This is a genomic window from Mycobacterium cookii (assembly GCF_010727945.1).
GTDB classification, from domain to species: Bacteria; Actinomycetota; Actinomycetes; order Mycobacteriales; family Mycobacteriaceae; genus Mycobacterium; species Mycobacterium cookii.
Window position 1 is genome coordinate 2,151,326 of the sequence record NZ_AP022569.1, and the last position, 20,487, is coordinate 2,171,812.

General features: G+C 66.3%; 22 protein-coding genes. 7 read left to right on the plus strand and 15 right to left on the minus strand.

The annotated features are described in order from the left end of the window. Positions 1–38: 38 nt before the first annotated feature. Positions 39–1,763, minus strand: coding sequence for a DUF3556 domain-containing protein (locus tag G6N27_RS10000; RefSeq protein ID WP_163776195.1), 1,725 nt, complete (start codon positions 1,761–1,763; stop codon positions 39–41). A gap of 145 nt (positions 1,764–1,908) precedes the next feature. On the opposite strand from G6N27_RS10000, the gene G6N27_RS10005 reads away from it, so the two are divergent. Both G6N27_RS10005 and G6N27_RS10010 read left to right on the plus strand, forming a co-directional pair. Next, positions 1,909–2,337 (plus strand): hypothetical protein, encoded by a 429-nt coding sequence (locus tag G6N27_RS10005; RefSeq protein WP_163774182.1) that lies wholly within the window; start codon positions 1,909–1,911, stop codon positions 2,335–2,337. Then, positions 2,334–2,711: a thiol-disulfide oxidoreductase DCC family protein gene (locus G6N27_RS10010; protein ID WP_163776196.1), complete on the plus strand. Its 378-nt coding sequence runs from the start codon at positions 2,334–2,336 to the stop codon at positions 2,709–2,711. The genes G6N27_RS10005 and G6N27_RS10010 overlap by 4 nt, the downstream gene beginning before the upstream one ends. Here the strand turns inward: G6N27_RS10010 and G6N27_RS10015 are convergent. Genes G6N27_RS10015 through G6N27_RS10030 form a run of 4 tightly spaced genes read right to left on the minus strand, consistent with a single transcriptional unit; the run spans position 2,708 to position 6,025 of the window. Further along, a complete protein-coding gene (locus tag G6N27_RS10015; RefSeq protein ID WP_163776197.1) occupies positions 2,708–3,583 on the minus strand; it encodes a DUF1295 domain-containing protein in 876 nt (291 codons plus the stop codon). The genes G6N27_RS10010 and G6N27_RS10015 overlap by 4 nt on opposite strands. Continuing rightward, the gene (locus tag G6N27_RS10020) at positions 3,583–4,179 is read right to left on the minus strand and encodes a TetR/AcrR family transcriptional regulator (protein WP_163776198.1); all 597 of its coding nucleotides are present in this window, start codon (positions 4,177–4,179) and stop codon (positions 3,583–3,585) included. The genes G6N27_RS10015 and G6N27_RS10020 overlap by 1 nt, the downstream gene beginning before the upstream one ends. Then, on the minus strand, positions 4,176–4,949 hold the full coding sequence (locus G6N27_RS10025; protein WP_163776199.1) for an SDR family NAD(P)-dependent oxidoreductase: 774 nt from the start codon (positions 4,947–4,949) through the stop codon (positions 4,176–4,178). Before G6N27_RS10025 ends, G6N27_RS10020 begins: the two co-directional genes overlap by 4 nt. Next, positions 4,946–6,025, minus strand: a complete 1,080-nt coding sequence (locus tag G6N27_RS10030; protein WP_163776200.1) for an NAD(P)H-dependent amine dehydrogenase family protein — start codon at positions 6,023–6,025, stop codon at positions 4,946–4,948. The genes G6N27_RS10025 and G6N27_RS10030 overlap by 4 nt, the downstream gene beginning before the upstream one ends. Before the next feature lie 50 nt (positions 6,026–6,075). Between G6N27_RS10030 and G6N27_RS10035 the strand changes: the two genes are divergently transcribed. Next, the gene (locus G6N27_RS10035; protein ID WP_163776201.1) at positions 6,076–6,933 is read left to right on the plus strand and encodes an SDR family NAD(P)-dependent oxidoreductase; all 858 of its coding nucleotides are present in this window, start codon (positions 6,076–6,078) and stop codon (positions 6,931–6,933) included. Here the strand turns inward: G6N27_RS10035 and G6N27_RS10040 are convergent. The 3 genes from G6N27_RS10040 to prpD are packed head-to-tail and all read right to left on the minus strand — an operon-like array spanning position 6,917 to position 10,436. Then, the gene (locus G6N27_RS10040) at positions 6,917–8,047 is read right to left on the minus strand and encodes a bifunctional 2-methylcitrate synthase/citrate synthase (RefSeq protein WP_163776202.1); all 1,131 of its coding nucleotides are present in this window, start codon (positions 8,045–8,047) and stop codon (positions 6,917–6,919) included. The two genes, G6N27_RS10035 and G6N27_RS10040, sit on opposite strands and share 17 nt — an antisense overlap. After that, on the minus strand, positions 8,044–8,934 hold the full coding sequence (gene prpB / locus G6N27_RS10045) for a methylisocitrate lyase (RefSeq protein WP_163776203.1): 891 nt from the start codon (positions 8,932–8,934) through the stop codon (positions 8,044–8,046). The genes G6N27_RS10040 and prpB overlap by 4 nt, the downstream gene beginning before the upstream one ends. Next, a complete protein-coding gene (gene prpD / locus G6N27_RS10050; RefSeq protein WP_163776204.1) occupies positions 8,931–10,436 on the minus strand; it encodes a 2-methylcitrate dehydratase PrpD in 1,506 nt (501 codons plus the stop codon). Before prpD ends, prpB begins: the two co-directional genes overlap by 4 nt. A gap of 127 nt (positions 10,437–10,563) precedes the next feature. Here prpD and G6N27_RS10055 point away from each other — a divergent pair, with 127 nt between their 5' ends. Further along, positions 10,564–11,964, plus strand: coding sequence for a short-chain fatty acyl-CoA regulator family protein (locus G6N27_RS10055; RefSeq protein WP_163781600.1), 1,401 nt, complete (start codon positions 10,564–10,566; stop codon positions 11,962–11,964). Here the strand turns inward: G6N27_RS10055 and G6N27_RS10060 are convergent. Beyond that, positions 11,957–12,466: a DoxX family protein gene (locus G6N27_RS10060; protein WP_163776205.1), complete on the minus strand. Its 510-nt coding sequence runs from the start codon at positions 12,464–12,466 to the stop codon at positions 11,957–11,959. The two genes, G6N27_RS10055 and G6N27_RS10060, sit on opposite strands and share 8 nt — an antisense overlap. Before the next feature lie 153 nt (positions 12,467–12,619). Between G6N27_RS10060 and G6N27_RS10065 the strand changes: the two genes are divergently transcribed. Both G6N27_RS10065 and G6N27_RS10070 read left to right on the plus strand, forming a co-directional pair. Further along, a complete protein-coding gene (locus tag G6N27_RS10065; protein ID WP_163776206.1) occupies positions 12,620–14,197 on the plus strand; it encodes a pyruvate, phosphate dikinase in 1,578 nt (525 codons plus the stop codon). Positions 14,198–14,243: 46 nt separating this feature from the next. Next, positions 14,244–14,825: a MarR family transcriptional regulator gene (locus tag G6N27_RS10070; protein ID WP_163776207.1), complete on the plus strand. Its 582-nt coding sequence runs from the start codon at positions 14,244–14,246 to the stop codon at positions 14,823–14,825. Here G6N27_RS10070 and G6N27_RS10075 read toward each other — a convergent pair whose 3' ends face one another. Next, entirely contained in the window at positions 14,826–16,052 is a 1,227-nt protein-coding gene (locus G6N27_RS10075; RefSeq protein ID WP_163781602.1) for a WS/DGAT domain-containing protein, read from the minus strand. It lies immediately after the preceding gene. A gap of 105 nt (positions 16,053–16,157) precedes the next feature. Between G6N27_RS10075 and G6N27_RS10080 the strand changes: the two genes are divergently transcribed. Further along, on the plus strand, positions 16,158–17,519 hold the full coding sequence (locus tag G6N27_RS10080) for an HNH endonuclease signature motif containing protein (protein ID WP_163776208.1): 1,362 nt from the start codon (positions 16,158–16,160) through the stop codon (positions 17,517–17,519). Positions 17,520–17,549: 30 nt separating this feature from the next. On the opposite strand, the gene G6N27_RS10085 is transcribed toward G6N27_RS10080, so the two are convergent. The 5 genes from G6N27_RS10085 to G6N27_RS10105 are packed head-to-tail and all read right to left on the minus strand — an operon-like array spanning position 17,550 to position 20,385. After that, on the minus strand, positions 17,550–17,900 hold the full coding sequence (locus tag G6N27_RS10085; RefSeq protein ID WP_163776209.1) for a DUF732 domain-containing protein: 351 nt from the start codon (positions 17,898–17,900) through the stop codon (positions 17,550–17,552). A gap of 46 nt (positions 17,901–17,946) precedes the next feature. Further along, positions 17,947–18,846, minus strand: a complete 900-nt coding sequence (locus G6N27_RS10090; RefSeq protein WP_163776210.1) for an alpha/beta fold hydrolase — start codon at positions 18,844–18,846, stop codon at positions 17,947–17,949. Between the two features lie 19 nt (positions 18,847–18,865). Continuing rightward, the gene (locus tag G6N27_RS10095; RefSeq protein WP_232064933.1) at positions 18,866–19,366 is read right to left on the minus strand and encodes a hypothetical protein; all 501 of its coding nucleotides are present in this window, start codon (positions 19,364–19,366) and stop codon (positions 18,866–18,868) included. Next, complete coding sequence (locus G6N27_RS10100) at positions 19,363–19,890, minus strand: mammalian cell entry protein (RefSeq protein WP_163776211.1); 528 nt, start codon at positions 19,888–19,890, stop codon at positions 19,363–19,365. The genes G6N27_RS10095 and G6N27_RS10100 overlap by 4 nt, the downstream gene beginning before the upstream one ends. Positions 19,891–19,911: 21 nt before the next feature. After that, complete coding sequence (locus tag G6N27_RS10105; protein ID WP_163776212.1) at positions 19,912–20,385, minus strand: VOC family protein; 474 nt, start codon at positions 20,383–20,385, stop codon at positions 19,912–19,914. Positions 20,386–20,487: the final 102 nt, after the last annotated feature.

Below are 20,487 nucleotides of genomic sequence, written 5' to 3' on the forward strand. Positions count from 1 at the left end.
ACGGCCGGGCGTCGCTTGTGCGCCCGGCTTTTTCGTCTTTACGACTGCACGTGGACGGGAACGTCGTCGGCCCAGGGTTGCCGGGTCACCATGTCGGCGACGCGCACGTAGCCGCGTTCGAATTCCCCGGTGGCGGCGTCCACCAGCCGGTACCGCTGCATCTGCCGGTGGATGGGCTGCGCGTCGAGCATCACCACGCGCACTTCACCCGGCTCGAAGTGGCAGCGTCTCTGCAGCGCCGCAACGAGTTGCTCATTGCTGAAGTGCCCGTCGCCGAAGTTCCATCCGATGGCGGTGCTGGTGATGCGTTCACCGTCGGTCAGGACGTAGTCGTCCTCGTTCTGGCCGGCCATCGCGCGATGCGCCAAGGTGAACAGCGCGCGGCCGTGAGTGTTGAAGGCACGGAACGCATATCCCATGTACATCGGGATCTGCGCGGCCTCCTTGCTGCCGTAGAACTTCTCCAGTTGCGCGGCGGGCATGCTCGCGATCGCGACCACACCCTTGGCGATCTTCTCGTCGGCCGACGGCTTCATGCACCACAGCGTGGTGTCCCAGTTGCCCGCGTAATACCGCATGCCCGGTAGGAAGGACACCTTGCGCGGGAACAGGTTTCCGGTGACGACGGTGCCTGCAACGACGAGGAATAACAGCAGCGGCAGCGGGGTGGTCAGATCGCTCAGCCCGATCGACGCGTGCCCGACGAACAGCGCGAGCACGCTGAACATCATGAAGACGTTCCACTCCAGCGGCACACCCATCGGGATCGACGACAGGATGCCGAAGTGGAAGCACAGCATGACGAATGCCGCGATCGCCGTCGGCCAGCCACCGTGGCTGAAGAACAGCACCAGCGGCACCAGACCCTCGATCGCGGTGCTGAAATGCGCGAGCCAGCGCGAAGCCCGGCCCGGTCGCAGATCGTCTGGAAAGTGTTCGAAGAACTTGCGTTTGATGAACCGTGGCCGAAATACCGGGTTGTTGCTCATCATCGTCGAGATGACGAACGGGAAGTGCTTGTTCAGCTTGGATGTCGCCGCGCCCAGCCAGATGACCAGGCACACCAGCTTGGCGCCGATGATCATGTCCACGCCGTAGCCGGCGAACAGGAACGCGACGGTGAATGAGGCGTAGACCTCGCCGCGCGCGGCCAGAAAGATCACCTTGTCGCGCAGGCCGAGGACAGCGAGCACGCCTAGCACCGCCCAGATCTGCCAGGCCGGTAACACGCCGACCGTCGTTCGCAGCGCCGGAACCGGGCCGGTGCCGTCGGAGAAGATCGCGACGACGAGAAGCACCAGCAGTGCGCCGTAGAGCACCGCGTCGAGCGGCGTCCGGTTATCCCCCTTGGTCAACGGAACGCGTCCCGGCCAGGGTGGCAACCGGATGGTGCCGGGCCGCAGCCAATACAGAATCGAGCCCAGCGGCGGGAAGAACCGGTTGTTCAACGGTCCGAATCCGCAACCGAGGCCGACGACTTCGAACAGCATGGTGTACAGCACCACCTTCTCGAAGACGATCGGCTCGGCGTACCAATGGACGACGTTGGTGAACCCGTTGATTCCGGTCGTGGTGAGCGCCAGCAGCCAGGCCGCCAGGATGTAGAGCGCAATTTTGACGACGTAGAACAGGTGCAGCAACACCGGGGTGCCGAAGCCCACCTCCGCCCAATGTCGGGCCATCGGGATGATCTTCTCTGCGCGGGTGCCCTTGCTCCATTCCTCGAAATCGATCTGCGGAGTTTCCTGTTTGAGAAATCCCATGGCGGCAAGATTAGAACGTGTTCTAGCCGGATGGTTCCGGTTCGCCGGATCGCGGCATCACCCTTGACTACTACTTGACGTAGTAGTAGAACAGAATTTAGGGGTGCCTTCACATCATCAGCCGCATCAAGGACGGTGATCCGCGATGACAACCGAGCTCTCGCAACCCGCGGTCCGGTCTCTGCGTTGGGCGGCAATACTATTCGTCGGGGGCTGGGGCGTTCACGTCCTCGACCATCTGCGCCGAGGCATGTCGGCCTCACCACACGCAATCATGATCGGCGGCATGATCCAGGGGCTGTTCGTCGTGGCCGCCGTCGTCCTGGCGCTCGCCCAAAACCAGTGGGCGCCCCGCACCGCGATCGTGGTCGGTTTCGGCAGCGCGATCCTGTTCACCTACGCACATCTGCTGCCGTCGTTCTGGCCGGCCTACCAAGACAGCTTCGTCTCCGGCCCGCGTATCAACGTGACATGGTTTTCCTGGCTGAGCGCGGTCGCCGAGATCGGCACCGGCATCGTGTTCGCCGTGGCAGGTCTGCGGGCCAGCCGGACCGTCGAGGAGGTGGCACGATGAAGGGCACGTTGTTCTTCGACGGAGCGTGTGGAATGTGCACTCGCTCCAGGGATTTCCTGCTGAAGTTCGATCGGACCGGCAACGTGCACACCGAGCCGTTGCAAAGCCGCGGCGCCGCGGACCGGTTGGGTGTCGCGCCGGCACGCCTGCTGGATTCGGTGCGCTGGCTGGATGCCACCGGCGCCGTCTATTCCGGCGCGGAGGCCGCCAACGCCGCGGTCGGCGCGGCTGTCGGGACCCGAATCCCGTTGGCCATCTACCGGATTCCCGGAATCCGGTTCATCGAGGACGCCGTCTACACCTGGGTCGCCGCCCACCGCTACCGCTTTCCGGGCGCGACGCCGTACTGCGAGACGCACCCGACCGCCTGTTAGGCCTTGCGCGGCGGCCTGGGCACGAACCGCGACACGCGGTCGATGACGTCCTGATACCCCGGACGTCGTTCCAGGCTGCGTGTTTCCATCATCGGGATGCTGCCGCCGAGGAACATACCCAACATCCCGAGTGCTCCCAGGCCCAGCCACCACGCGTCCGACGGCGCGACGGCAATACCGAACAGCGCCAACGAAACCCAGAAGCTGAATTCGCCGAAATAATTGGGATGCCTCGACCAGGACCACAATCCGCGATCCATCGCCTCACCCTCGGCTTTACGCCCGACGAACCGGTGCATCTGCACGTCGGCGATCAACTCGAGAGCCACCGCCGCCAACCCCAGCACGGTCGCAAAGCCGGTGAGCCAACCGATGTCGGCGCCAGGTCTGGTCACCGCGACGTACGCCGGTAGCATGCCGGCGAAAACCAGCAACGTCGGAATGAGGTGGATGGTCACCAGGTCGACGATGAACTCCCATCGCCCGGCCTTCTCCCGGAACATCGGATAGCGCCAATCCTCATGGTGCAGGCCGGGAAACGCATAAACCCAGTTCGCGGTGAGGCGTATCGCCCACACCAGGACCACCGCTGAGATGAGCCAGCAACGCAGCTGCTGCAGACCAGACTGACTCCACCAGTAGAACAACATCACCGGCGGCACCACGCTCCAGTATGCGTCGTAGAAGCTGGAATTGCCGTACCCCCGGCTGAACACGAAAATCACCAAAGTGGCCAGCACGTCGGCGATCAACGTGTCCAGCCAGAGCCGCCCGGTGTGCACGCCCCAGAGCAGCCACGCGGCAGCAACCACGAAAGCAACGACATACGCGAGCGTGACGAGCGCCAGGGATCGCGTCTTACTCATGGTCATCAGCGCCTCCTCCAATGCGGGCTCTTGACCGCGTCGAGCGCTTCGGTGACATAGCGATCCAGCGCCTTCGGCCTCTTCGTCGATTGGCGGACCCATTGCTGAAACGCGAAATCCGCTGCTGCGAAGGCGAGGTGGACCAGCAGGCCGGGCCGGATGTCGGTGCCGGGATTGGCGCCCATCCGCGCGGCGATCAGCTTGGTCGCCCGCTCCTTGTCGGCGGGCAGGTGCACGGTCAGCTTGCCGAGCAGGTCCGGTGCCACCAGCAGCGCCGCGCGCCAGTCCTCGGTGTCGGCTTCGCCGAACGAACGGGTCCGGGTGACGATCGCGTTGATCAGTGCTTCGTCGGGCGATTCGGCGGCGGGCCGGTCTTGGAGAAGCCCGACGATGGCGGTTCCGCCGTGACGCACCGGTGCCAGCAACAATTCTTCCTTCGTCGGCACGTGCCGGAAGAATGTCCGCGGCGAAACACCTGCGGCCGCAGCGATCTCCTCGGTCGTCACCGCGTCGTATCCGTGTTCGACGAACAGCCGGAAGGCAGCGCGCCGGATGTCGGCGCGGACCTGCGCCCGCTGCCGATCGCGCAGCGACTCGGTCATCGGAACGAGCCGATCCCGCCGTCGACGTGAATGGTCTGCCCGGTGATGAAGGTCGCGTCGGTGCCGAGCAGGAATGCCACCAACGCGCCCGCGTCGTCGCGCACGTGGCCGATCCGCTTCATCGGCACCCGTCGCAGCGACTTCTCGAAATCCTTGGGCGCGAACTCTTTCCACAGCTGGACACCGTCGGATTCGGCGAACGGGCAGACGACGTTGACGCGGATGTTGTCGCGGCCCCACTCCAGTGCGGCGACCTTGGACAGCCCGCGGATGGCCTCCTTGGCTGCCGCGTAACCACCCCATTTGGGTTCGCCGCCGGTTCCGGTACCAGAGCCGAGGTTGACGATGGAACCACCGCCCGCCGCGACCATCAACGGGTACACGGCCTGCATGAGCAGAAATGTCGCTCGCGGTCCGACGTCGTGACCGAGGGCGAAGTCCTCGGTGGTGATGTCGACGAACGCCTTGGGCTCGTTGGTGGCGATGGCGTTGTTGACCAGGCCGTGCACCGTGCCGAAGGCATCCACCGCCGCCGCGACGATCCGTTGAGCGGCTTGCGGATCGCGCAGATCGGCGACGACCTGCTCGACGCAACCCAAAGCCTTGAGCTCGTCGGTGGCCGCCGCAAGCTTGTCCTCCTGGATGTCGACCAGCAGGACCGCGGCTCCGCGTTCGAGCAGCGCTTCGCCGATACCCTTACCGACGCCCTGTGCCGCCCCGGTGACGATCGCGACGTGGCCGCGCATCGAATCCCGATGCGTGTAGGTCACGACTGCAGACCCGGCGCTGGACGGCCCGCGAACAACGGCAGGTCCAGGTAGGTCTTGATGCCGGGTTCGGCCGCGCACACGTCCGGGATGGCGTTGACGCAGTGGTTGGCGGTGGCGACCACACCCGGATTACGTTGCAGCCCTTCGGCGACCGACGGGGGTTGCAGGCCCTTGAAGGTGAGGCTGACCGTGGGGTCGCCGGTGATCTCGACCTCGAAGCGTTCGCCGATCCCGCCGAAATCCCACGCCGGTTCCAGGTTCTCCTCGCCCATCAACCAGTTGACCGCCGCGGTGATCACCGGCTCTCCGCCGGACAGGGCTTGCCAGCGGAATCGGCGCGCCGCCACCTGCCCGGGTTCGATGGTGAACGGCCCGTAGTCGATGTCCGCGGTCGCGACGGCGATGTCTTGAATAGTCCTGATGTTGGGTTCGATGTCGAATCCCATGTGGTCGGCGATCATTCGCACCGACATCTTGAAGCCGTTTTCCAGCAGGCTGGCCATCGGGCCTCCGATGGCTTCCTCGGGAGTGCCGCCGAAGCCCATGATGTGGCGCACCACGTCGGGCGCGTTGTAGGTGCGGATGTCGGAGAACTCCTCGGCGCGCACGTGGGTGACCGCCGACGACAGCGACGACACCATCAGCGGGAAACGCTCGGTGATGCCGCCGGGGTGGATGCCCGATCCGTGCAGCGTCACCCCGCCTGTGACGGCGGCGTCGACGATCGCGGCGACGGCGGGGTGGCTGAAGTCCGGATACACCCAGCCGACCGGGGTGACCACGTTCTTGCCGGACCGCAGAATCGCGATGACCTCGTCGTCGTTGGGAATCAGCGGGCTGTACACTACGCAGTCGGCGTCGAGAGCCAGCACGTCGTCGATGCTCGAAGTCGCTGTGACGCCAATCGATTCAGTGATCCCGAGGATCTCCCCGACGTCGCGGTCGTTCTTGTCCGCGCTGTGCACCCAGCAGCCGGCCAACTCGAGCTGCGGATGGTTGAGCACGCATTCGATGGCGGCCTTGCCGACGCCTCCGGTCGCCCATTGCACGACACGAAGCCTGGACAGATTGGTCATCGTGGCACAGTATGACTTCCTGACAGTGACTGTCAACGAGAGGTCGGCTCATGGGTGTGCTGGACGGCAAGGTCGCGATCGTCACCGGAACCAGCCGGGGTGTAGGTGTCGGCATCGCCCACGAATTGCTGCGCGCCGGCGCCACGGTCGTCGGCTGCTCGCGTTCACCGTTGGACGGCATCCCGGGTATCGATGCCGAGTGGGCTCCGCGGGCGTCCCAAAAGGTCTGCGATCAAGGCGACTACCACTCGATCGACTCCTTCGTCGCCGAGGTCGCGGCCGGCCACGGCCGCATCGACATCCTGGTGAACAATGCCGGCGGGACGGTCCCGGCTCCACACGCCGAATGCATTCCCGAACTGGTGCAACGGATTCAGGGCGCTCCGCGCAGCGATGACGACTTCGAGCGGACCGCACTGTTCCACGCCTTCGCGGTGCAGATGAATTTGATCAGCCCGCTCTGGTTCGCGATCCGGGTGTATCGGCAGATGGCCGTCCAGGACAGCTCCGGCTGCATCATCAATATCTCCAGCGGGGCAGGGCATCCGGCGGGCTCACCGACCCTGGTGTCCTACGGGGCGGCCAAGAGTGGCCTCAACCAGCTGACCCGATCGCTCGCGCAGGAGTGGGGCCCGAAGGTCCGGGTCAACTGCATCGCGCTGGGCCCGACGATGACCGAGAACTTCCGCTCGTTCGTGCTGCCGAAAGACGATCCGGCCGGCGAAAAGTACTTCGCCGCGGTGCCATTGCGCCGCGCGGGTGAGCCCGCGGAAGTCGGCCGGGTATGCGTCTTCCTGGCCGGCGGCGGGGCGGATTTCGTCAACGGCACCACCATCGAATGCGACGGCGGCATGCTGCCCGGGGTGCTCTACGACGCCGGCCTCAAGACCATCACCGACCTGCTGTAGTTCCGCGGAGTGTGCGTTGCGGCAGGCCAGAGTATTCGCTGAGCGGGCGGATCAACGCGTTGGACGCGGCCTGTTCGATGATGTGGGCGGTCCACCCGGTGACGCGGCTCATCACGAAAAGCGGTGTGAAGCTGGGGATGTCGAAGCCCATCAAGTAGTAGGCCGGGCCGGTCGGAAAGTCCAGGTTGGGTTTGATCCCGGTGGCCGCGAACATCTCGGCCTCCAGGGTCCGGTAGATGTCCAGCCAGCGCCGGCCGCCACGCGCCTCGGCGATGCGGATCAGCGCGGCTTTCATCGTCGGCACCCGGGAGTCACCGTTCTTGTAGACGCGATGCCCGAAACCCATCACCTTGTCCTTGCGAGACAGCTTGCCGTGCAACCACTCCGAGGCCTTCGACGGATCGCCGATCTCGATCATGTCGTGCATCACAGCCTCGTTGGCCCCGCCGTGCAATGGACCTTTCAAGGCGCCGATCGCCGCCGTCACCGCGCTGTAGATGTCCGACTGCGTCGACGTCACCACCCGCGCGGCAAAGGTCGAGGCGTTGAAACTGTGCTCGGCGTAAAGGATCATCGATTGTTCGAAGGCGGAAACGACGAGTGGGTCGGGAACCTCGCCGAAGCACATGTTGAGGAAGTTCTCGGCGTAGCCGAGGTGACTGTGCGGCGCGACCGGCGGCAGGCCCCGACGGCGACGCATGTCGGCGGCCACGATGGTCGGAAGCACCGCGAACATGCGCAGCGACTTGGCGAAGTTGGCCGCCTCGGCGCTGTCGTCCTCCTCGGGGTCTTCGGCGCCGAGATAGCTGATCGCGGTGCGCACCACGTCCATCGGATGGCAGTTGTCCGGCAGCTTGGCCAACAACGACAGCATCGATCGGTCCAACCGGCGGCTGGCGCGCTCACGCTGGCTGAACAGTGCAAGCTGGCCGTCGGTGGGTAGTTCGCCGTGCCACAGCAGCCAGGCGACCTGCTCGAAGCTGCAGTGCGCGGCCAGATCCTGCACCGGGTAGCCGCGGTAGGTCAGCGAGTTGGTCTCGGGCACCACCTTGGAAATGGCGGTGGTGTCGACCACGACGCCAGCCAGTCCTTTGTGAATCGCTGCGGTGCTCATTGGTTGCCTCCTGCGAACTGGTTGTAGTCGGCGTACCGCAGCAGTTCGTACAGCCTTGACCGGTGCTGCATGCGGTCCAATAGCCCGGTTTGCGTTTCCTTGGAGGCGATTTCGCGCAGGCCTTCTTCGACGGCGAACATCGCCAGGCGCAGCGTGGTCACCGGGTAGATCACGACGTTGTAGCCGATATCGCTGAGCTGCGAGACGGTCAGCAGCTCCGACTTGCCGAACTCGGTCATGTTGGCCAGCAGCGGAATGTCCACCGCGGCGCGGAATTTCTCGAAATCCGCCGGACGCCTCAGGGCCTCGGTGAAGATCAGGTCGGCGCCGGCGTCGGCGTAGGCGCGGGCACGATCGACCGCGGCGTCCAAGCCCTCGACGCCGGCGGCGTCGGTGCGGGCACAGATGACGAAGCCGGGGTCGCGGCGCGCAGCCACGGCGGCCCGCAACCGCCTGACCATCTCCGGGGCCGGAACCACGGCCTTACCGTCGAGATGGCCGCACCGCTTGGGGTTGACCTGGTCTTCGAGGTGGCAGCCCGCCAGCCCGGCATCCTCGAGCAGCGTGACGGTGCGGGCCGCGCTCATCGGTTCGCCGAAGCCGGTGTCCGTGTCGATCAGCGTGGGCAGATCGGTGACCGAAGCGATCTGCCCGCCGCGCGCGGTAACCTCGCTCAGCGTGGTCAACCCGATATCGGGCAATCCCAGCTCGGCGGACAACGCCGCACCCGACACATACACTCCCTCGAACCCGATCTCCGCGACCAGCTTGGCCACCAACGGTGAGAATGCGCCCGGGAAGCGTTGCAGTTGACCCGAATTCAGCCCGGCCCGAAACGCGGCCCGCTTGTCGGCGGCGCTGGCCGCCGACCCCAGCAGCCCGGTCACCGGAAGATCCCGGACGGAATCGTCGGCGCCTTATCCAGCACCTCGGGCAGCACCCGCACGTTCAGTGCGACCAGCTGATCGCCCTTCAGGTCGCCGACGTGCTGCACGGCGTCCAGAAAGCGTTGCTGCTCAGCCGGGTCCACCACCCCGTCGGCGAGGTGAGTGAACTTGCCGATGTACTGCTCGCGCTCGAATGGCCTGGCGCCCAGCGGATGTGCGTCGGCGACGGCCAGCTCGTCGGTGATCACCTCACCGCTCTTGAGCGTCACCTCGGCGCGCGCGCCGAACGCCTTCTCGGCCGGATCGTTCGAGTGGTAACGGCGGGTCCACTCCGGATCCTCGACAGTGGAGATCTTGTGCCACAGCTCGACGGTGTCCGGCCGGTGGGCGCGCTCGGGGGCGTAGGACAGCTCGTGATCCCACGTGCCGTCCTGCAGCGCGACGGCGAAGATATACGGCAGCGAGTGGTCCAGCGTCTCCCGCGAGGCGTCCGGGTCGAACTTCTGCGGATCACCCGAGCCGCTGCCGATCACATGGTGGGTGTGATGGCTGGTGTGCAGCACGATCGTCGCGATCTGGTCGAGGTCGCCGATCTGGTCCCGCAATCGGCGGGCCAGGTCGATCGGCGCCTGGCTCTGGTATTCGGCGGAGTGTTCCTTGGTGTAGGTGTCCAGGATGGCGCGCTTGGGCTCGCCGGGCGCGGGCAGCGGCACCTGGTAGGTGTGCTCGGGACCCGACAGCAGCCAGGCGATCACGCCGTCCTCGCCCTCCCAGATGGGTGCCGGCGAGCCCTCGCCGCGCATCGCCCGGTCGACGGCTTCGATGGCCACCTTGCCGGCCAGTGCGGGTGCGAAGGCCTTCCAACTGGAGATCGCTCCCTTGCGGGACTGCCGGGTCGCCGTCGTCAGGTGCAGCGCCTGGCCGATCGCCTGATAGATGGTGTCGACGTCGAGCCGCAGCATGGTCCCGAGTCCGGCGGCCACCGAAGGGCCGAGGTGCGCGACGTGGTCGATCTTGTGCTCGTGCAGGCAGATCCCCTTGACCAGGTCGACCTGGATCTCGTAGGCGGTGGCCAGGCCGCGGATCAGGTCACTGCCGCGGACGCCGAGCTGCTGGGCCACCGCCACCAGCGGCGGGATGTTGTCGCCGGGGTGGGAGTACTCGGCGGCCAGGAATGTGTCGTGGAAGTCCAGCTCGCGCACCGCGACGCCGTTGGCCCAGGCCGCCCATTCGGCCGAGTAGCCGCCGTCGACGCCGAACACCGTGGCGCCCGGGCGGGCCCGGTGTGCAAGTGCCTGCTGACGGGCGGTGGCGACCGGCCGCCGCACCGCGGACGCGGCGCTGACCGCGGCGTTGTCGATGATCCGGTTGATCACCATGGCCTCGGTCTCCGCCGGCACCGCGACCGGGTCCGCGGCGACCTGCGCGATCGTGTAGGCCAGGTGCTCGGTGACCGGAAAGTCGTCGGCGCTGCGGTGGGTCCGGACGAAGTGGATCAACATAATTCGCACACTATGCAACCCGTCCGGCAAAGAAAACCCCCAGCAAGTGTGTAATTCTGCGTCCTTACACCGCTGATTTTGCGAATGTTGCGAAAGGCCTCGGAGTAGCATCTCCCCGGTGGCGAAGATGTTCTCCGGGGCGCGGCTGAGACGGTTACGCGAAGAGCGCGGACTCACCCAGGTCGCATTGGCCAGGGCGCTCGACCTGTCGACGAGCTACGTCAACCAACTGGAGAACGACCAGCGGCCCATCACGGTCCCGGTGCTACTGGCCCTCACCGAGCGGTTCGACCTGCCCTCGCACTACTTCTCTTCCGACTCCGACGCCCGGCTGGTGGCCGACCTGTCCGACGTCTTCACCGCCACCGACGGTTCGGTCAGCGCCGCGCACATCGAGGAACTGGCCGCCCGGATGCCGGACGTCGGCCGCAACCTGGTCGCCGTCTACCGCCGACTGCGCGACGCCACCGAGGAGCTGGAGGCGTATCGCTCGCACGCGACCACCGAGACGTCGCTGCCCGCCGAGCGCCCTATGCCGTTCGAGGAAGTCCGGGACTTCTTCTACGACCGCAACAACTACATCGGCGAGCTCGACATCGCGGCCGAGCAGATGTTCGTCGAGAACGGGATGGCCGTCGGTGGGCTGGACGTCCAGCTGTCGGGGCTGATGCACGACCGGTTCGGGGTGCGGGTGGTGATCGACACCGGGCTCGCCGAGCACGCCAAGCGATCGTATGACCCGGGCGCCAAAGTGCTGCGCATCGCGCACTGGCTGTTGCCGGGCCAGCGGGCCTTTCAGATCGCCACCCAGCTGGCCCTGATCAGCCAGCGGGAACTGCTGTCGGCGATCCTGGCCACCGACGACCAGCTCAGCTCCGAATCCCGCGGCGTCGCACGGATCGGCCTGGCCAACTACTTCGCCGGCGCATTCTTGTTGCCGTACCGCGACTTCCACAGCGCAGCAGCCGAATTGCAGTACGACATCGACTTGCTGGCGCGGCGCTTCGAGGTCGGCTTCGAGACGGTGTGTCACCGACTCTCGACATTGCAGCGGCCGCAACTACGCGGCGTGCCGTTCATATTCGTCCGCACCGACAAGGCCGGCAACATCTCGAAGCGTCAGTCCGCCACCGCATTTCACTTCAGCCGGGTCGGCGGCAGCTGCCCGCTTTGGGTCGTACACGATGCCTTCGCCCAGCCGGGCCGGATCGTCACGCAGGTCGCCCAGATGCCGGACGGCCGTTCGTATTTCTGGCTCGCCAAGACCACCGCACCCGAAGGCCAGAGCTATCTGGGCCAGCACAAGAGCTTCGCGATCGGGCTGGGCTGCGACCTGATGCACGCCGACAAGCTGGTGTACTCCACCGGGGTCGCCCTGCACGACCCGAGCACCGCGGTGCCGATCGGCGCGGGCTGCAAGATCTGCAACCGCACCGTCTGCGCGCAGCGCGCGTTTCCCTATCTCGGCGAGCGGGTCGCCGTCGACGAGAACACCGGCAGCGGCCTGCCTTACACGCCGGCTAGTTAACTTGCTTAGCCGGCGGCCGGTAGAAGAGCACCAGCTGACCGAGCGCACCTCCGAGGCCCAACAGCAGCGAACCGAACAGGCCATGCCAGCCGTCGTGCCAGTTGTGCCCGAAGATCAGCCAGTCCAGGCTGTACTGCCCAGGCCCGGTCGTTGCGACCGCGACCGCCGCGGCGGCCAGGATCAGGTTGTACTCCCAGCCCTCTTTGACAATGAAGAAGCCGTTCTTGCGGTGCACCGTCCAGGCCGCGACCAGCATCAGTGCGACGAAGCCGGCAGCGGTGATCGGCGTCAGCAGCCCCGCAGCCAGCCCGAGGCCGGCGCTGATCTCGGTGCTGGCCGCGACCACAGCCTGAAATTTGCCGTGCTTCATCCCGATGCTCTCGAACCAGCCCGCAGTTCCGGGTATACGTCCGCCACCGAAGAACTTGTTGAAGCCATGAGCAGCCAGAGTCAAGCCCAGTACCAGCCGCAGGATCAGTAAACCGACATCGTAGGCAGTCATAGACGTCAACCTAGATCATCAGGTACGCACGGATCAGCACAGGTATCCTGCGACCCGGCACGCGACCGCAAAGGAGCCACACATCAAGATCGCGATCATCGGAGCCGGCAACGTCGGGCTTGGCCTGCTGCGCGGTCGAGCTTGACCATCCGCATGTCCACACAGCCTGTCGTACTGCTGGACGGTGACGCCGCGTCGCCGTCCGACATTCTGGGCCACAAAGGGCACGGCATCGATGCGATGCGGCGCAGCGGTCTGCCGGTGCCGCCCGCGTTCTGCATCACCACCGAGGTGGGCGCACGCTATCGCACCGCTCCCAAGGCGACGATGGACGCGGTCTGGCCTGACGTGCTCGACGGAATTCGCACCCTGGAGGCGGCGACGTCCCGCACGTTCGGCAGCGGGCCGCGTCCGCTGCTGGTCAGCGTGCGCTCGGGCGCCGCGGTGTCGATGCCCGGGATGATGGACACCTTGTTGGATCTCGGCTTCACCGACACCGTCGAGGACGCGTTAGCCCGCGAGCGCACAGCCGAATTCGCCCGTGACACCCGACAGCGGTTCTCGAGTTGGTATCAGCGCATCGTGGGGACCGAGCCCCCCGACGACCCCTACCGTCAGCTGCGCGCCGCGATCGAGGCGGTGTTCGCGTCGTGGGGCTCCCCGCGGGCGGCGGCCTACCGCGCGCACCACGGAATCGACGATCGCGGCGGCACCGCCGCGGTGGTGCAGGCGATGGCCTTCGGCAACGTCAACGCGAATTCCGGCGCTGGCGTGGTGTTTTCGCGGAACCCGATGACCGGGGCCCGCGCTGAGTTCGGCGAGTGGCTGCCCGGCGGCCAGGGTGACGACGTGGTGTCGGGCACCCTCGACGTCGAGCCGATCGCCGCCCTGCGCGCCCGGCTGCCGGGTGTCTACGACGAGCTGATCGCCGCCGCCCGCTCGTTGGAGCGACTGGCGGCCGACGTTCAGGAGATCGAATTCACCGTCGAAGACGGCACGCTGTGGCTGCTGCAGACCCGCGCCGCGAAACGCTCGGCACAGGCGGCGGTCCGGCTGGCGCTGCAACTGCATCACGACGGCCTGATCGACGAGGCCGAGACGCTCCGGCGGGTTACGCCGTCACATGTGGAAGCGTTGCTGCAGCCGTCGCTGCAGCCGGAAACCCGGCTGGCTGCGCCGCTTTTGGCGCAGGGCCTGCCGGCCGGCCCCGGCATCGCATCCGGGCGGGCCTACACCGAGGTGGACGCCGCGATCGACGCCGCCGACCGGGGCGAGGACGTCATCCTGGTACGCAACCACACCAGCCCCGACGACATTCACGGCATGTTGGTCGCACGCGGCATCGTCACCGAGACCGGCGGTGCCACCAGTCACGCGGCGGTCGTCAGCCGTGAACTCGGCCGACCGGCTGTGGTCGGCTGCGGCAGCGGCGTGGCAGAAGCGCTGGCGGGCAAGATGGTTACCGTCGACGGCAGTGCGGGCGAAGTGCGCGACGGTAGCCTGCCATTGGCCGCCTGGTCCGAGGACAACACGCCCGAGTTGCGGAAGCTGGCCGATATCGCTCGACGCGTCAGCCCATTACGGGCGCATACCCGCGGTGACTTCCCACGGCTGGACCGGCATTCCGAGGCCGCGGTGCGGACCGCGCTGGCCAGTGGACAGTGCGACGTGGTGTCCGCGACTCCGTTGTTGGCGATGCTGGAGGCGATACGGCTCAACGAGGTGTCGTGACCGCCGGCGACGATGCAGAGCGAACCGATGCTGAGGAGCGGCGCCGATGACCGACCTGGCTGTGCTGCAAGCGGTTCGGCTGAAGGGCCGGGTGAGCCGCGCCGACCTGGCCGCCACGCTGGCTGAGGATCCGGGTGAGCTGGTAGGCGATCTCATCGCGGCGGGTCTGCTGCTGGACGGTCCGGCGCTACGCCTCAGTCCTGAGGGCCGCGTTCGACTCGACGAGTTGCTGACCGCCGAACGCACGCATGTCGACCAGGACGCAATATCAGCTGTATATAACGACTTTCGAGCCGTGAACGGTGAATTCAAAGCGCTGGTCACCGACTGGCAGCTCAGGAGTGGTCAGCCCAACGCGCATGACGACCCCGACTACGACGCCGCCGTGCTGGCCCGGCTCGACGTTGTACACCAACGGGTTACGCCGATCGTCGCCGCCGCGGCTGCCCAACTCCCCCGACTGAGCCGCTACTCGACGAAGCTGCAGACAGCGCTGGACAATGTGCATGCCGGCGAGACGCTATGGCTGTCCCGCCCGCTGATCGACTCCTACCACACCGTGTGGTTCGAACTCCATGAAGAGCTGATCCTCGCCGCTGGTCTGACCCGCGAAAACGACGACGCCTGATCACAACTCAGCGTCTAGGAGCGCAACATAGTCGTCGATGTCGCCGATCGCCGACTCCGCCGCATGCACACTGATCGCAATGGTGTCGCCGATCCCGTGCACACCGTGGGTGAGCCCCATCGCCGGCGACAGCGCAGGGTAGCTCGCGGTCAGCAGCACCGGCGCGCCACCGAAACTCAGGTCTGCGGCGCCGCGGTTCACGCTCGAGATCACGGTATTTCCGGATACCTGTGTCGGAAGAACGTCGGGATCGAAATGGCCAACCCCCCAACGCAACAGCGGAGCCGGCACCGCGGCGAACGCCCGGTCGGCTGCGCGTGCGGCCGGATGTTGCGAGCGCCGACGGGCCTGGGCGAGGTCGGCGGCGATCCGTTCGGCACGGGCTGGCCGGTCCAGCTTCGGATACAAACCGACCGTTGCGTTGAAGAAGTGATTGTTGGCTTGCGGCGCACCAGGTTTGGCCATCGGCACCTCGGCGGCCAGCGATGCCACTTCGTCACCCAGGCGGGCGGATATGGCGTCGGACACCGCGGCCAGCGCCGCCACGGTCACAGTGGGGCCGGGTAGCGGCGAGCGTTGTCGCACCAGCGTACGCAGGGCGCGGGTGCTGCCGGGCCGGGCATTGGTGGGCAGCGGAGGACGCGGCCGCGGCGGCGCGATCAGCAAGCCGGCGTCGATGTCGCGGGTGAGTCGACGATGGGCGCGGGCGGCGGCGACGGCTCGCCGCGGCAGGAAGCCGGTGGCCGCGGGGCTGATCTCGGGTACCGGCGTGGGGCGGCCGAACAGCCAGGCGGCTAACGCCGAAGCGCGGGTGCCGTCCGCCAGCGCATGCGCGACTTGCACGACGGCGAGCGTGCCCGGTCCGGTGCTCTTCGGCACGCCCTGAACCGGCGTGAAGATGTGCAGGAGCCACGGCGCCCGGCGAATATCGAGCTGATCATCGGCGAGCCGGACCACCGCGTCGAGGCAGCCCTGCCAGCTATCGTCGTCAAGTCGGTGGCGCTGTAGCCGCGTGGGCCCGACGGTTGCCGGTACCCATCGCGGGTAGGTCAGCGGCGATCCGTCCTCAATGCGAAGCCTTAAAGCTGGGCACTCTTGGGCGCGTCGCTTCACTTCATCGACGGCGCGCTCGAAATCTGTTGGCACACCGTCGAATGCGTAGAGCAGGAACTGGTCGCTCGGAACCTTGGCCGACATCCAGTAGAACTGCGCGTCGACCGCGGTCATGCGGGCCGGCATCTCTGCATCCTAGGCAATCCACAGTCGAGGGTTTATCCACAGACCGGAGATTGCCGGTGGCCTCCTGTCGGCGCCTCTCGCTATAATTCGAACATGCGTTCGAATAGCCGTGAGGAGATCGTCGAGATGTTCGACGGGCTTCGGTCATACCTCAAGCGTGCCCTGGACCTGCGTTTCGACGCACTGACCACCCCGGAACGGCTGGCATTGTTGCAGCGCTGCGAGGAGCTACGCCGCCAGTTGCCGGCGGTCGAACATTCGTTGATCAACCAGCTCGCCGGGCAGGCCGACGAGACCGAGTTGGGCGGCAAACTGGCGCCGGCATTGGCCAACCGGCTGCTGATCAGCCGCGGCGAGGCATCGCGGCGCATCCACGAGGCCGCCGAACTTGGCGAGCGCACAGCGCTGACCGGCGAACCTTTGGAACCCGTGTTGCCGGCGACCGCCGAAGCGCAGCGCAACGGCAAGATCGGGCCCGGCCACGTCGCGGTCATTCGCGGTTTCTGGCACCGGCTTCCCGATTTTGTCGACATCGAGACCCGCCAGCGGGCCGAGGCGCAACTGGCCCGGCTGGCCGGCGAGCATCGCCCCGACGAACTGAGCAAGCTGGCCGACAAGCTCACCGATTGCCTCAACCCTGACGGCGACTTCACCGAGAACGACCGAGCCCGGCGGCGGGGTCTCACCATTGGCAAGCAGGACATCGATGGGATGTCACCTATTACCGGCTACCTGACACCGGAGGCCCGCGCCACCCTCGATGCCGTGTTGGTCAAGTTGGCCGCGCCGGGAATGTGCAATTCCGCAGATGAGTCGCCGTGCCTCAGCGGCACTCCGTCGCAGGCCGCCATTGAGGGTGACACCCGCTCCGCCGGCCAACGCAACCACGACGCGCTGCTCGCGCTGGCCCGCGCAGCGATGGCCTCTGGTGATCTCGGACAGCACAACGGGCTACCGGCGAGCATCGTCGTCACGACGACGCTGCAAGACCTCGAGGCCGGTTGCGGCAAAGCACTCACCGGCGGCGGCACGCTGCTACCGATGGCCGACGTCATCCGACTGGCTCGACATGCGCACCACTACCTCGCGATCTTCGACAAAGGCAAAGCCGTCGGGCTCTACCACACCAAGCGGCTGGCCTCAGCCGGGCAACGAATCGTGCTCTACGGCAAGGACCGCGGCTGTTCTTTCCCCGGTTGCGACGTGCCCGGTTACCTCACCGAAGTGCACCACACCGACCCGTGGGCCAAGTCCAAGCGAACCGACATCCGCGAGTTGACACTGGCCTGCGGACCCCACCACAAACTCCTCGACAACGGCTGGATCACCCGCAAAAACCAACGCGGAGAAACCGAATGGATCCCACCACCACACCTCGACGGCGGACAACCCCGCGTCAATAACTTCCACCATCCCGAAAAGCTGCTGCGGGCAGAAGACGACGAGGCGGCCTAACAGGCTGGGCCGATGAAGTCCGGCGCGCGACTAGCTGTGCGCGTCGGGACAGTAGACGCTGATGGCGTCCAGCAAGAACGGCCGCACCTGCGGACCCGGCACGCCTTGGCCTTCCAGCTTCGCGGCCAGCTGCAACATGGCACTGCTGAAAGGGCTTGGCTGCGCGCCGAAGTGGAGGGTGAATATTGCCGAGCGGGGAAGGCTGTCGTCATTGCACCGTTCATGCGCCAGAGCGATCAACTGATCCGGCGGGCCGCCGGGTATTCCGTCTCTTGCCAGCAGCGCCAAGAACTGGTCGTCCTGCGGGTCAGCCTGGGCAACAGCTCCCGTCATCAGCGCAGCGGCGACGGCGAGGGCCGGAAGAAAAGGACGGACAGTCATGGCTAAGAGTGACACCGATCACGGCGGAACGCGAGTCCAAGTGCCGTTACCCAGCGGCGCCGATGAAGTCCAGCACCAAGTCGGCCGCCCGGTCCGGTTGGTCGAGTTGCAGGAAATGACCGGCATGGTCGACCACCGTCACGTCACTGCCCTCCGGCAGCGCCCTGCCCGTCCAGTGGGTGAACGCCGATGTCATGCAGCCGTCGTCGCGTCCGTGCAAGTACAGGCTCGGCAGCTTGGGCGCCGACGTCCACTGCCGATGCAACTCGCGGTACTGCGCTGGCGGTCGGGTATTTCGGATCGTCGCCCGGTACGGCCCCAGGGCCGCGCGCCAGCTCTCCGGCGTGCCGATCGCGGCGTCGACGTGGCGCAGATCTTCTTTCGCGTCGTAGCCCGGCGACCAGCGCTTCCACAGCCGCGGCAACACCCAGGACGCGGAATGCTCTGGCAGCCAGGGCAATTGGAAGTACATGATGTACCAGCTACGCAGCAGCTGGGGTGGGATCTGGGCCAGCAACCTGCCCGCATCGGGCACCTTCCCGCGAAACGCCGCAGCAGGCGGCACCGACATGATCACCGCCTTGACGAAGGGACTGTCCGGGATCGCAGCCAGCCCGTTCGCCGCCATCGCACCCCAGTCGTGGCCGATCACCACGTCACGGTCAGTACCGCCCGCCGCCGAGCGCACCTGAAGCGCGTCGTACATCAGCGCCCCGACGTGGTAGCTGCCGTCGGACGGTATCGACGACGGCGCGTAGCCACGCATGAACGGGGCCACCACTCGCCAGCCCGCTCCCGCCAATCGCGGCGCAAACTTGCGCCAGCCGTAGGCGGTATCAGGAAAGCCGTGTAGGCACAACGCGATTGGGCCGTCGGGCGGACCCCAGGTCAGCGCCTTCAATTCGACAGCAGGAGTGTGAACGTCGATCCAGCCGGGTCGGGTCATCACCTGATCCTTCACGTGGCTAGTACTGGTCGAAGTCGGAGACCAGCCAGCGTTCGCCGACCTTGTCGAGGGTCACTCGAACACTGGATTCGGTTGCTTCCGGGGCAGCGTCGCCGATCTTGACGCTTTGGTCGACGAACAACAGGACGGTCGCCTTGTTCGGCGTCACCGCCTCCGGCGCGGCCGCGGCCACGTGGGCGCTCGCGGCGACGTGTCGCTGCTTCGCGTTGGGAATCAGCTCCTGCTGCGTCCGCGTGGTGTACGTGTCGAGGAACTCGCCGGTCAACTTCTCCCGCGCGACCGCCACATCGTGGTCGACGGTGTCGAATCGGAATGTCAGCACCGAGACCGTCGAATCCGTTGCGGCCGTGACAGATTGGCTCCGGGCATCATCGATACCGCGAATCGATGAGTCTTTCCACTTCAACAAGCCCGCGGACATCGCCAGCAGCAACGCAAAACCCGGAAGCAAGCCGTAAACCAGCACGCGCGACCAATTGATCGACCGACGTTGTGTCATGACACGAACGCGACGTCGGAGACCTTGGCGACGTCGCCCACCTTCTGCACCGTTACCCGCATCCGCAGGAACCGCGGCTCGTGCGCGGGATCGGCGGACTTCACCGTTACCGCAACCAGCACCCGGCCCTGGTCGCCGGTCTGCGATTCCAGCCCGGCGTCGGTGACGGTACCCAGCAGCCGCGACCGGCTCCGGTTCGCGCTATCGACGTACGCCTGCCGCCGACGGGCGAAGCTGTCGGCGAACCCGCCGGTCGCCGAGTCCGCGATCCGTTGCGCATCAGCATCGGCGTGCTCGTAGTCGACGGTGCTGAGGTTGACCGCGACGTCCTGCGCTGTCTGGACGAAGAGGTTGCGATGCGCCTCCCGGTGCTCGGCCTCGTAGGTCCGGAAACCCAGCCAGCCAACCAACCCGGCCAACACCACGCCCGCCACGAGACCGATGACGAGGGCGATCCGCTCAACATGACCCGGCGATCGGATCGGCCGCAGGTATACGACGTCTGCCGGGCCATCATCGGGCATACGTCCTAACGTACCGACCGCTCAGACCGATGCGGCGGCGCTCTCCAAATCTGCGATAACGATCTTGCGCATGCCGTACATCGCCTGGGTGGCGGCGGTGGCCCGTGCCGGATCCGGGTGGCTGACCAGTTCATACAGCCGGTTGGGAACGACCTGCCAGCTCAGACCGAATCGGTCCTTGCACCAGCCGCACTGCGACTCCTGGCCGCCGTCGGTGAGCCGGTCCCAGTAGTAGTCGACCTCGTCCTGGTCCTTGCAGTTGATGGTGAACGACACCGCCTCGTTGAACGTGAAGTGCGGGCCGCCGTTGATCCCGATGAACCGGTTGCCGTCCAGCACAAAGGTGCCGGACAGGACCGAGCCGGGCTCGCCGGGTCCGGCGTCGGTGCTTCGGTTGAGGAACTCGATCTTCGAGTTCGGGAAGATCGACGTGTAGAACGTCGCCGCCTCCTCCAAGTTGTGGTCGAACCACAGCGAGGGCGTGATCGCGGGCATTACCGCCTCCTGTTCATCGTCGGATATGTCTCATGGGTAGACCCCGGCGACGGCGAAAAGTCATCTCGGTAACGTCAGAGTGCGATCGACGAGAGGACCGCC